Genomic DNA, 12478 nt, shown 5'->3' with positions numbered 1-12478 from the left:
ATGAAGAAGCTGCTTTTTGTTCTCACTCTATTACTGCTGGCCTCCTGTGCCTCACAATCAACAATACATACACCGGTCGATCCCTTACAGGACTTGACCCGACAAGTGGTACTCGCACCCGAATCTGTGCAATACCCCATTTATTGGAGCGAGTACCTAAAGTCTCCTCAATCTCTCAATTCACTAGAAGCGCAGGGGCGTTACCAGGCAGAAATGACTGCGCTAGAGACAGGCCAAAAAAGCTGTGCAGAGGTAAATTGGCAAGAAGTTACCCAGCTCAATAGTATTTCTCTGCTGCCGCACCTGAGTGCCACAGAGTGCTATGAGTCCATTGGTAATGACGAACTCGCCAGCTACCACCAAAATATTTTTAATTTTATTGCCAGAGGAATACTGTCAACGCGCAGAGGTGATACTTACTATAGCGCTTATGAAGTGGCCAGCTGGGGCGATGCCGAAGACCTACTCAATATTTCCGGTTTTGAAATACTCGATAGCTATTTTGAATTTGCCGCGAGTCGCAGTGGTCTATACCGGGTTTACAATATACGAGACCCCAATAACGGAAAAGTCCGAAAAATTTATTTTGACAATAACCGTTTTCTACATCGCTTGCTCGATATCCAATACCCATTCGCGGGTCTCTCCGATGCCCTATATAAAAATATACTGCTACCTCTGGCAGATTCTGACTACTCTGCTCTACACGCTGTAGGCCAGGTTCAAGAAGCCGAAGGGAATTTCCAGCAGGCCGAACAAACCTACTTGAAAGCCATTGGCATGGGCTCGCTCACTGCCAATATCAGCCTTGGTAATTTGTGCCTTGAGGGTAACAGTACAAAGTTCGCAGTGGATGAATGCGCACAACTCTTTGTTGCCGCCGCAGACCTGGGGCTGCAGGAAGGCAAAATTATGCTTGCCTATATCACTACCATCGGCCTGGGAATAGAAGTAGACACGGAGTTGACCAGCCAGTTATTGGCAAGCGCAGCGGAAACCCTACAACGGGGCGAAGCCGAGTACGCAATGGCCTTGCTATTAGCATCTGATCAATACGATATGCCAAGAGCTGACTTGGCAGCACATTACCTGCAGCTTTCCGCAAAGCAAGGCTATGCCCCGGCACTACTAGAGCAGGCGGGCACCCACCTAAAAGATAAGCCTGGGCAACAGAAAATTTTCACAAACCTGATCAGCCAGGCGGCTAAAGAAAACTATCCTCCAGCGCAGTATTACTATGGCAAGTACCTGCTTGAAGTGGCAGACGAAAATCAAAGCCATCAAGGCATGTATTTTCTACAACAATCCGCAGAGGCCGGCTTTCCCGCAGCCTTATATCTAAGGGGAAAAATTAAAGAAAATGGTCTCTACCAACAACCACAAGATGCACTTTCTGCGCTGAAAGACATCGAAGCAGCAGCCCTTCGTTGGCACTTGCCTGCACAATTACGTATGGGTCTATTCAACTCCAGAGGAAAAATTGTACGAACCGATCACGATCGTGCCTATGGCTGGTATGCCCTCTGTGCAAAAGTAAACAATCTCGATTGTGTAACCAACCTAGGTTATGCCTCCGCTCTAGGTGTGGGTGTTAAACAGGATTACCAGCGCGCAGCTAAAATCTACCAATATGCCGCAAGCCAGGGATCCACAAGAGCCAGCTACAATCTTGGTTTACTCTACCAAAATGGTCAGGGAGTGGGCCAAGATCTACAGCAGGCTAAGACTTACCTGACGCAAGCCGCCGAAGCAGGTTCTGTCGATGCAATGAATGCCCTCGGGCTTTTATATCTTTCTCAAGATACGGATCAGCTGAATTATGCTGAAGCACTAGCATGGTTTGAGCGCGCCTCTAAACATAACTCTAAGTATGGTTTCTATAATCAGGGGCGCATGTATGAGAAAGGACTAGGCGTAGCCGCCAACAGTGAACGAGCCCTAAGTCATTACCGAAGCGCTTCCGAGCTTGGGCATACCGGCGCCTCCCTAAAACTGGCCAAAGCATATAGTGCGGGAGAGATCACAAATTATGACCTTAAAATGGCCCTGCATTATTTAAAATTGGCCACAGAACAAAGTGGCAACAAAACCATAAAAACGACTTTGCAAAAGTGTCAGAAATCACAATATTGCAATCAGATAGAAGTCGCAGAGTTAATAAGTCTCTTATCTACTGAAGAATAGTCATCCAAAACACATCTAGAAAAAGCGGCCATATATAGTTTGGTCGCTTCTCCTCCTTTTTAGGACATTGTTGACACTCAAGAGAAATGTTGCATGTTTATTGCACAGCAATCCAATTAAATGCGTGGTCACACGCTCAAAACAGAATTATATTTCACTGAGTAACAGGCAATTTATTCACACTATTAATATTTAGTATTTGCCCAAATCATACTCCCCCAAAGAAACCTCAAATATTCCTCTGAATTCACAGAATAAGAAAATACCCGCCCTATAATCCTGCGAAAATTACAATCAAGATTCGAGAGCAATATGAATACATCGCTTAAAATATTTTCAACAATCAGCTTAACTGCCTTTCTTTCTGCCTGCGGTGGTGGAGGAGGTAGTAATAGTGACTCCAGTAGCAGTGGGAGCAACAATTCTGGAACTACTACTGGAACCACTATTGGCAAAATTGAAGGTGGTGAAGGTAATGTTATTGAAAACACCAGTATCTCTACTAGTGGTAAACTGATTGACAGTGCCAATGGCAATCAATCTTTTGAAAAAGCTAATCTTAAAGGCACCTATGGCAACTTGACCATATCGGAAAATGGTAGCTGGACTTACACTCTGGATAGTGCACTTGCCGATCCCTTAAATGCCAATGAGAAAGTTACAGATGCATTTACAGTGGGTGTTGGTGTTGGTGGTGGTAGTGAAACCACTAAAGTTAACATTCAGATTACCGGGTATGACGACCCTTACTCTTTCAGCCCCAGCCTGCCACTCAGTACATTAGTCGTCAATAATAAAGAACGGGCCTCGGGTAATTTAGTACTGGAAGATGTGGATGGTAACACTCCCAAATTTGTGGCGGGAACTATCAATGGGGAATATGGTGAATTTACTCTTAGTACCGATGGCAGTTGGCTATATTCCCTAAATAACAACGCAACAAATCTAAAGGCGGGGGAGACCAGAGAAGACACCATCAAATTTAAATTGAGTGATAACACAGAGCATTCTGTGAACTTTTCTATAGCTACAGTCAACTCAAAAGAAAATAGTATTGTTTTTGTTTTTATGAACTTTTCTGATGCACTCGCTACTAGAGAAGCAGGTGTTTCTGAAATTGCAGACATGACCTTCAATAAGGCCGACTCGCTCGATAAGGTCTATCTACAAAACTCGCAGGGGCAGCTAAAATTTCAGAGACATCGGATCGAGAAGAAAAGTTTATCGCATTACTGCTATGGTCAGGATGGTGTAGAAGAAAGCTCTATAGACTGTATTACTTATAATATTCCAGATTCGCAAAATGGCGGCACTTTAAGTATCGCCTCTGTTTTGGCGCGCAAAAGCCAAGGAGGCGAGTACACCGATGGTGGCTTCACCTGGAGAGACAAGGCTCAACAATGGGCCAAGGATAATTTAGTAGATGACAATGGCAAACCACTGAATCTCCGTGATTGGGATCATCAGGTATATATCTATCCCTCTGAAGCCGAGGATGCCAATTTAATCGGTGCAGGTATTGCCTCTGTTGGTGAAGACTGGTCTTTTGGGGCCTGGAGTATAGTTGCCGCACGTACTGATCAAGCTCTAATGGGACACGAACTAGGTCATAACATTGGACTCGGTCACGCAGGCTTGGACGAAAATAATGATGGTAGACCCGAGGATGAGTATGGTACAGCGGGCTCATTTATGGGTAACTGGCCCAAATCCCGTCTGTTTGGCAGTCCTCACAGAGAGGTCATGGGCTGGTACAAACTATTCCCAGATTATAGTACTACTATCAATCAAGTAGCAGGCAGTTCCCAAGATATAGAGATTCAAGCTATAGAACTTACTGCAGGAGAACTTACCGGAACATTACCCCAGCAGTTAAAAGTACAAAGTAATGGGAGCAAAAATGGGCAGGCATATTACTATGTAAATTATCATGTTGCTCATAACACTCTAAATCCAAGAGCTTACTATGATAATTCAGTATCCATTCATTATTTGAATGATATAGATTCATCCTATGTCAAAATACTTGAGAAAGTCGGTGACTCCTTTAAGGATACCAGCGCAGGCCTGACCATTACTTATAAATCCAATAATACGTCAAATAAATCCGCTGTAGTATCTGTTAGTTACAACAATTAGTAGTCCTGTAAAGGATTTTGGAATTGAAAATATCAAAAGCAACTGCAATACAAAGGTACCCTTCATGCATAAGGCTTTAACTTTCGCCCTAGGTATTACTTTTAGTGTTTTCTCCCAAGCCGAGGAGGTTGTCACTGGCACCCTGCAAGAGATTATCTCTGAGGACTTTAAAACTGGAAAAGTGGAGCGTCGCTTCAGCTTAAAAGATGAGACCACTGGCAACTACTACTTTATAGATGCCGAAGAGGTAAAACGTAGGGGCATGAAATCTGGTGATCGGGTGAAAATCCGTGGTGAGCAAGATAGCAAGCGTATGCTGCACTTGAGAGAAACCAAGAAATTAGAGGAAAGAGTAGAAGAGTAAAGCTCTTGAGAGCCGGATCGGCACCATAAGCTATCCGGCTCACTCCCACCTATACATTAGGCGTCATTATCCACTTCCAAATAAGCTAAACACAAACTCTTTTTGATCTCGTAATTCCTGTAGTCTTTCCTGGTGCGATTTAAAATTCAATGCACATCGCCGATTAAACTCCAAAATATCTTCAATTTTATATTTATTTGCCAGGCTATTGCCTGGGCGCAACTGTTCCCGCCCCGGGTAAATTCCCTTGCCAGTCAACAGGCAATTCCAGGATACATTCGGGAAATAGACATCTAGTTTTTGGTCCAGCAGTTCATCAGTAATATTCTTGCCTGCCATCCAGGACATCAAGATTGAACGCAGGGAGGGAGATATTTTTTCATTAGTGCCATTGGCAATCCAATAATCCGTATCTGTTCTCGAACTAATACGGTAGTGACAGACGATATAGTCCCGCACCGCATCAAAACGAGCGCTGATACGATTATTAAAGTCATCCCTATACTTATCTGTATGATCACCATTGTTATAGGCCTCTATAAAGCGCACCACGGTTTCCTGAACCATATCAAGTGCCGTTGCCTCCAAAGGCTCAATAAAGCCTTGGGAGAGCCCCACCGCCAGGCAGTTCTTGGCCCAGTGTTGAGTAACCCGTCCAACCTTGAACTTTAATCTACGCGCCTCGACATCACTGTCCAACAACCCCAAGTGAGCGCGAAATTCAGTTTCTGCCTTGTCATCGTCGACAAAGCGAGAGCTGTAAACATATCCGTTGCCATTGCGATTAGTCAGCGGGATTTTCCAGGCCCAGCCATATTTCATCGCAGTAGAAATAGTGTGCGGTGCATACTCCCTTTCCTGGTCTGTAGCAAATACAACCGCAGAATCATTGAACAGACTCTCAGCGCTACTGATAAAAGGAACTTTCAGGGATTGTTGTATAAGATTTCCACGGAAGCCGGAACTGTCCGCATACAGATCCGCTTTGAGAACCTCACCATCAGTAGTTTTCAGGTGATCAATATTCCCCTGTGCATCGAGCATGGCGCCAGCCACTGTCGCCACCTTATAGCGAACCCCTTTTTTTTCGGCAACACGCCGCAGGAACTGGCCCAATAAACCAGAATCAAAATGGTAGCCATAGGCAATTTCAAAAGGGAAGTTTTCTGGCGCGACCGGGGATAATTTTTGCCGAATCATCTCAGTGGCCAGAAAGAAGTGGTCCGGGTGCCCCTCCAAGTCAACGCCCTTCCTGCGCAAGTAACTATTATGAAAAAATACCGGGATAGTAAATTGGTCAGGCTGGCCGACAAAGGGGTGAACATATTCGGTAAAGCCCGGCTTAACCGACCAATCCCTAAAAGTAATTCCGACTTTGTAAGTAGCGTTACAGGCAGGCATCCACTCCGATTCGCTAACCCCTATAGTTTCCATAAAACCTTTTAGCGGCGGAGTTGACCCCTCCCCCACACCGATAATCCCAATATCCGGTGACTCCACCAGGGTGATTTCAAACCCTTTATCCTGCCAATGGGTCGCCATCAGATTGGCGGTTATCCAACCAGCAGTACCCCCGCCAAGAATAACTACTTTCTTATTTTTATTATTCATGAAAACTCTCAATTATTTCGCGCGACACCGAAAAGTAGACGTTTCAGTTTCCAAAAAAAACGCCCGGTAAGCTTGGCTCATCGGGCGGTCTTCTTATTGCATTTCCGGTTTTACGCCGAAAAATCAGCAGTGCTTAATAGCTGTAGTTCAAGCCGAGGTAGAACTGACGCCCAAATTCACTGTATTCACCAAGGGTGCCATCGACGCCGTAGGATTTAACATCCGCTTCGTCAGTGAGATTGCTCGCAGAGAAAATTACATCAATACCATTATCAAATGCATAGGATATCTGAGCATCAACGGTAGTGTACGCCTCAGCTAAAGCCGGAGTAGAACCTCCCGGTATCGGCATATTCAGGATAAACTCATCTCGATAACGCACATTTACGTGACTACTGAAGTTACCAATATCCCAAAATACTGTGGTACTCCACACGTTTTCGGACAACCCGGGCAATGGCAATGTCTCACCATAGAAGTTTCCACCAGTAATTTCTGTTTCACTCTCTGTGTAAGAGTAACTGGCAGTCATTCCCAAACCGGAAAAAATCCCTGGCAGCTGGTCAAAGGTTTTGGTTCCCGCCAGCTCGATACCGCGAATATAACCGCCTTTATCATTATTAACGTAAGTCTGGAACTCACCCGCTTCCAGCCCACCGGGAATAATTATTCCTAAAGAGTCAAACAAAGCACTGCGCTCTGCTTGGCTATCTAGATAAATATTCTGCTTCTCTACCAAGCTCTTAATATCTTTCCAGAATAAAGCCGCTGTTACCGCTCCACCATCTTCGAAGTAATGCTCGTAAGCCAAATCAATTTGATTCGCACGGAAAGGATCAAGGTAGGGAGAGCCCTTGGTCCACACGTTATACTCTTCTGCACGAGTCTTATCATTTACGCTAACCCAGGAACCAGCACCGCCCTTCAATTGGGCTACTGGAGGGCGCCCCATAACCTTAGCTGCTGCAAAGCGAATATAGTCCTGCTCGGTCAGCTCGAAATTTAAGTTAAGCGAAGGCAGGGTATCAGTGTATTCAGGACCATACTCAACATAGTCATAGTTGGAGCTTGTCACACCGACATCATCGGTAATTTCGACACCAAGCCCATCACCAATTTGTTGAATGCCTTTTGATTTAACATCTGTCTCAACAACTCGAACACCAAAGTTACCGGTAACCGGAATGCTACCCAGCTGTGTATCGATATTGGCCATCAGGTAATAGGCAAAGATCTCTTCGGTAACAGCGCCGGACTCTACAAATGTCCAGTCTCGGCTAAACACCTTCTTACCTTCATAGTTCCCAGCACCAAAAATACTGGAAGCCAAAGCATCCATATCGTTGACTACAAGCTGTGAAAGTCCAAAAGAGGATTCAACACTTACGTAACCATCAAGCCGCTGAGGGGCACAGTCTATATCGGACAGGTTGTCCGCACAGTAGTCATTGAATTGACCATCGCGGCTACCATAAAGGAAGGCCCCTCGCTCAGAGTCAAATGTGCGCTCAGAGACACGGAATCCTGCCTCAATAGAGGCAATGGCTCGCCACTCTAAATCGAACTTGTAATCCAGCTTGAAGGCTTCAACCTTATCGGTGTACTCGTGGGGGTATTCTTCGTAGCGCGACAAACGCATGGTATCCAGATCGGTGAAATCTACACCGGAGAAAACGCCTGAGGGAATACCTTCGCCATTAAGGGAATAGGCAAAGCTTTGACCAGCAGCTTCCTCCCAGGTCTCTAAGCTACCGTCGTCAGCGTAGGTCAGGTCGTAAGCGTGCATGGACACAATCCGGTCCTTGCGCGTCTTGGTACCCTTGCTGTAGGAGTAGTCAACGGCCAGGGTGTGGCGGTCACCCAAATTCCACTCCAAATTCAAGCCAATACTATCGCTGTCCGCCTGGGTGGATTGATCCTCAGAACGGGATTCAAACCAGGGGCTGGAATCGTAAACTGTTTTTGGGTCGGTAATGCTTACCGTACCATCGGTAACCACACCGCCATTTACTTCGGTATCGGATAGGGTATAAGTGTTTATCTTAGATAGGCCGCCAACAGTAATACCGTGACGAGTATCCTTACGCTCAAAGTCAGACTTAAAGTAATCCAACTGCGCTTTGAAGTTATCAGTAGGTTGGAGAACAACACTCGCTAAATAACCTTTACGGGTATCCGAGCCATTTCCAGCTTGCCATTGAAAGGCTTGTGGCAAAGCATCTGTTACACCATCACCATCGTAATCAACTGTGGAATCATAACCCAACTGCTGGTCAGCACCTGCACGCGCTTTGGTAAAGTTATTTGGCTGTTCGAGGTGGGAATAACCCAGGACTACGCCCACCTTGTCATCCATAAATTTACCCATGTACGACAGCGTGACGCGCTCACCGAATTCGTCGGCACCGACATCGTCTGCTGCGTCGTTAAACGACATACGCACATTGGCATTAAAGTTGTGTTCTTTATCGGCGTCGAGAGGATTGGCTGTTTTCAGCTCTACAGAGCCCGCTACACCACCTTCGATATGAGAAGCTTTCGGAGTCTTGTAGACCGCTGCCTGATTAATCAGCTCAGCTGGGTACTGGTCAAAAGATATCCAGCGAGTACTTTCGGTATATCCACTGGTAGAGGCCTGCTCACGACCATTCAGGGTGGTCTGCAGGAAGTCGCCGTTCATACCGCGGATATTTAGCTGTGAGGACTGACCGTTGGATCGCACGGTGGTTACGCCGGGCAAGCGGCCCAAGGCATCGGCGATTGATTGGTCGGGAAGAGATGACAGAGCGCCCGCATCTACCACATCGGCCACAACATCGGCGGCGCGCTTGGCTTCAACGGAGTCCAAAACGCTGGTGCGAATACCGGTAACTGTTACTTCTTCCAGTGTTTCCTGCTCCTGCGCATAGGCCCCAACCGAGGTGGACACGGAGGCCGCGATGGCAGCAGATAGCAAAGTGGGTCTGAGCACCCCTTTACCTTTATTGGATAGACTCATCATCTTCTCCCTGGACTTATCGTTATGTTGAGACCCTGCATCCTAGGGCGGCCCCTAATCCATAACATCCTCCCCTGAGGGGGGAGGAGGTGGGAGAAACTGTGACTGCTGTCACGCGGCTATGCCGCTTAATTGTACGCGATAGAGTTAACGTAAAAGATACCTGACAGGAAAGGCGAAAAAGGGATTTATAGCTTCAACACTGTGAAACCTCCTGGAGGCCAGGGGTAAGGGGGTCCTGAGTATCCTCTCAACTATTTTTGTAGCGCCCCCGAAATCGTTGATCTCCTCTTTTCAGGGGCAAAATAGGCAAATCAGCCTTCTAACTGCACCGCAGCACCGATTAGAGCTTGGTAACCAGCATTCAAGGCATATACCGGCACGGCTTCCAGCCACGGTGCAACCCGACCCTTGTTAAGGAAGCGCTGTTCGAACTCACTTTCTGGCAGTAGCTCAGCGATCCGAGGCAGGATGCCCCCTCCCAGGAAAACACCACCACGAGCCCCCATATACAGCGCAGCATCTCCCGCGGCACTGCCAAGGAAATTGAGGAAATCCAGCAGGGTTTCACGACACATAGGATCGGTATTATCCAGGCCACGGGCGCTCACATCCGGCGGTGTCAGTGCCTCAGGAGTACGGCCATTTAACTCACACACGGCTCGGTAAAGGTTCACCAATCCGCTGCCAGAAAGAACCCACTCATTAAAAACCGGACACCGGCTCTTCATCAGGATCTGTAGAAGTTGCAGTTCGCGTTCAGTGGATACTGTCAGGTTGGCATGGCCACCCTCGCCTGCAAGCACATGATAGCGGCCATCTGCCTCGGCTAGGCCTGCCACGCCAAGGCCGGTTCCCGGACCCAGTACTACCATCGGCGCACCCTGTGGACGAGGCACATCCCTCAGCACGGTATAATCGCTACTGGACAGGCGCGGTAGTGACTGAGCCAGCGCGGCAAAATCATTAATCAGCTCCAGATGGGGGAACTGAAATTCCTCGGCCAGGGCCTTTGCATCAATGCTCCAGCCCAGGTTGGTCATATAAACGCGCTTTCCAGAGGGAGTCTTCTCCAGCGGGCCTGCAGCAGCAATACACACTTTCTCTGGCCTGGGCTGATCGAGGCTATCGAGCCAATGCTGCAACGCAGAATCAAATCCTTCAAAGCGTTTGCAGTCCACTACTTTCAGCCCCTCTAGCTGATAGCCCTCTGCAATTGGCTTGGCTATCGCAAAACGGGCGTTGGTGCCGCCGATATCCGCTACGATACTCGTCATAGTTATCCCTGTTCAGATCCCCAAAAAAAAGGAATATAAGTTACGGTGTCAGAGAAGATATTGCCAGTCCCAAAAGTATTCCTACCGGACCATTCAACCCAAAAAGAAACCGGTTAACCCAGAGAGCCTCTGACATATTTGCAGTAAAATACCGAGTAACCACAATAATTAGACTGCAAGCTTTTGATTGGTCACAGGAAAGAGCTTATTTAAGTTTAAGCAAATCTTTAGCGCGCCTCTGGGGCTACCGCCTTCAGCGATGCAGCAAAATCTCGCATCTCCTCTTTACTGTAGCGACTCAAAACCCGCTTTTGCGATGCAGGCTGAAATTGAATCCCCACCCCTTGGCGTCTCGCCACTTGCGGCCGTACCGGACGAGGGCAAAATCCACCTCCACAATTGGGACAGACATTGCTCAAAATCTCCTCAACACAGGCCTTGCAAAAGGTACACTCATAAGTGCAAATCATCGCCTCTACAGAATTAGGGGGGAGATCTTTATCGCAACTCTCACAATTCGGTCTTAATTCCAGCATTCTAGACTCCCTTTATTAGCTAGAAATTTTTGACAATAATCGTTTTCATTACTTACTGTTTATGTGGATAAATTTACCAATACGAAATTTTTAGGTGATTCATATTTCGTCATATCAGGCAAAGAAAAAACCACCCTTTTTTTGCAAAAAATACAGACTGCTTTCCCAACCGGGACAAATAAGAACGCTCAAAGAAAACCGCCAATGTTATCGCAAATTTTGCAAAAATAATGGTATGAAAATGACAATAAGTCGTCATAATCCGTCATATACGTGCGGAACGGAATACACAGCAGTTAATCTTTCGCTTCCCGACCTAGGCAATTAACATCGCAAGGACTAATCACAGTCACACATAATCAAGAATAATTTTTGGTAAAATGTGTTTTTTTAGAAATAAAAAGATTTACCTAAACACTCCCCTCAGATTCCACAACCAGAATACGAGCCTCACCAACAGGATGAGCTACATGTTCCGTGCCCTCAGAAGCGTGGAATATATCACCAGGTCCAAGAAGTTCCGATTCGGTTCTACCTGCCACTTTGTAAAACATTTCTACATGACCATCGAGAACAGCGAAGACTTCCTGACCATCATTGATATGCCAAATATAAGGTTTATTAGTCCAATGAAGTTTAGTGGTAATCCCGTTCATATTTGCGATAAGTTGCGATTCCCAGGGCTTACTACCGGTAAAATCTCTGCTACGCACTATTTTCATAATGTTTATTCCAATATCGCTTTATAAAATTTCCGGAACCATCATTTAGAGAGTCGGTAACTATAAGGCGGATTCTTCAGGCGCAGGGGAAGTCATGACGCCATTTTCATCAGCCTTTTTTTCTGCCAGCTCATCAACTCGCCTCACCCCAAAAGTCACCGTTGGTGGAATTCCCATCCCCAGATCGATGTCCGCAACACGATAATTGCATCCCCTGGCTTTAAGAATGGCATTCACCTTCTCCTGTTTCTCAACCGCTTTGATAACGGTATTGGCTATTACTTCATCACTGCTAAAAGCGGTTACGGACTCATTGACCCTTTCACCGAGTTCCTTGGCTTTATCAAAAATACCCATAATTTCCTAATCCTTCTCTATTCATTCGCAGCCGAAATCATAGGTTAAATATCTATTTTTAGGAACCGCACGCAGGTAGCCCTGACTCCACCTCGGGGCCACAGCAAGCAAAGGTTAAGACGAGCTGGTCACTTAAAGCAGAGACTTTGAGCAACCAGTTAAAAGGGGCCCATTAGTCAGCACCAGGCCTTTGCACAAAATAATCTGACCACCTATTCATGGACCGGTAAATCCGCTGGACTTTTCATGCCAAAACCTATTTAACCCTATAATTTCGAGACTCTCCCCCT

Annotated in this window: 9 protein-coding genes; 3 read left to right on the top strand and 6 right to left on the bottom strand. The window is 46.4% G+C overall.

The features are described 5' to 3' along the window. The 3 genes from ACJJH9_RS01450 to ACJJH9_RS01440 all read left to right on the top strand — a co-directional run bounded on the left by ACJJH9_RS01450 (window position 1) and on the right by ACJJH9_RS01440 (window position 4687). Window positions 1-2184 (top strand): hypothetical protein, encoded by a 2184-nt coding sequence (locus tag ACJJH9_RS01450; protein ID WP_444924049.1) that lies wholly within the window; start codon window positions 1-3, stop codon window positions 2182-2184. A 312-nt stretch (window positions 2185-2496) separates the two neighbouring features. Then, the gene (locus tag ACJJH9_RS01445) at window positions 2497-4323 is read left to right on the top strand and encodes a VCBS domain-containing protein (protein WP_444924048.1); all 1827 of its coding nucleotides are present in this window, start codon (window positions 2497-2499) and stop codon (window positions 4321-4323) included. Window positions 4324-4387: 64 nt separating this feature from the next. After that, entirely contained in the window at window positions 4388-4687 is a 300-nt protein-coding gene (locus ACJJH9_RS01440; protein ID WP_444924047.1) for a hypothetical protein, read from the top strand. Between the two features lie 66 nt (window positions 4688-4753). Here ACJJH9_RS01440 and ACJJH9_RS01435 read toward each other — a convergent pair whose 3' ends face one another. From ACJJH9_RS01435 to ACJJH9_RS01410, 6 genes are all read right to left on the bottom strand, one after another. After that, complete coding sequence (locus ACJJH9_RS01435) at window positions 4754-6298, bottom strand: tryptophan halogenase family protein (RefSeq protein WP_444924046.1); 1545 nt, start codon at window positions 6296-6298, stop codon at window positions 4754-4756. Window positions 6299-6431: 133 nt separating this feature from the next. Beyond that, window positions 6432-9296, bottom strand: coding sequence for a TonB-dependent receptor (locus ACJJH9_RS01430; RefSeq protein WP_444924045.1), 2865 nt, complete (start codon window positions 9294-9296; stop codon window positions 6432-6434). Between the two features lie 314 nt (window positions 9297-9610). Continuing rightward, on the bottom strand, window positions 9611-10573 hold the full coding sequence (gene glk / locus ACJJH9_RS01425; protein WP_444924044.1) for a glucokinase: 963 nt from the start codon (window positions 10571-10573) through the stop codon (window positions 9611-9613). Between the two features lie 227 nt (window positions 10574-10800). Further along, the gene (locus ACJJH9_RS01420) at window positions 10801-11109 is read right to left on the bottom strand and encodes a DUF1272 domain-containing protein (RefSeq protein WP_444882937.1); all 309 of its coding nucleotides are present in this window, start codon (window positions 11107-11109) and stop codon (window positions 10801-10803) included. Between the two features lie 410 nt (window positions 11110-11519). Beyond that, complete coding sequence (locus ACJJH9_RS01415; RefSeq protein ID WP_444911629.1) at window positions 11520-11831, bottom strand: cupin domain-containing protein; 312 nt, start codon at window positions 11829-11831, stop codon at window positions 11520-11522. 60 nt (window positions 11832-11891) lie between these two features. Beyond that, window positions 11892-12188 carry a hypothetical protein gene (locus ACJJH9_RS01410; RefSeq protein WP_413663518.1) on the bottom strand — a complete coding sequence of 99 codons (297 nt, stop codon included), beginning with the start codon at window positions 12186-12188 and terminating at the stop codon, window positions 11892-11894. Window positions 12189-12478: the final 290 nt, after the last annotated feature.

It is taken from the genome of Microbulbifer mixtoriginis (SeqCode), assembly GCF_052466715.1.
The sequence above is the reverse complement of the archived record's forward strand: the minus strand, read 5'-3'. Positions and strand labels throughout refer to the sequence as shown.

Excerpts from the sequence above, each read along its gene's own strand:
- ACJJH9_RS01450 (WP_444924049.1), top strand. The coding sequence starts at position 1 with ATGAAGAAGCTGCTTTTTGTTCTCACTCTATTACTGCTGGCCTCCTGT.
- ACJJH9_RS01445 (WP_444924048.1), top strand. The coding sequence starts at position 2,497 with ATGAATACATCGCTTAAAATATTTTCAACAATCAGCTTAACTGCCTTT.
- ACJJH9_RS01440 (WP_444924047.1), top strand. The coding sequence starts at position 4,388 with ATGCATAAGGCTTTAACTTTCGCCCTAGGTATTACTTTTAGTGTTTTC.
- ACJJH9_RS01435 (WP_444924046.1), bottom strand. The coding sequence starts at position 6,298 with ATGAATAATAAAAATAAGAAAGTAGTTATTCTTGGCGGGGGTACTGCT.
- ACJJH9_RS01430 (WP_444924045.1), bottom strand. The coding sequence starts at position 9,296 with ATGAGTCTATCCAATAAAGGTAAAGGGGTGCTCAGACCCACTTTGCTA.
- glk (WP_444924044.1), bottom strand. The coding sequence starts at position 10,573 with ATGACGAGTATCGTAGCGGATATCGGCGGCACCAACGCCCGTTTTGCG.
- ACJJH9_RS01420 (WP_444882937.1), bottom strand. The coding sequence starts at position 11,109 with ATGCTGGAATTAAGACCGAATTGTGAGAGTTGCGATAAAGATCTCCCC.
- ACJJH9_RS01415 (WP_444911629.1), bottom strand. The coding sequence starts at position 11,831 with ATGAAAATAGTGCGTAGCAGAGATTTTACCGGTAGTAAGCCCTGGGAA.
- ACJJH9_RS01410 (WP_413663518.1), bottom strand. The coding sequence starts at position 12,188 with ATGGGTATTTTTGATAAAGCCAAGGAACTCGGTGAAAGGGTCAATGAG.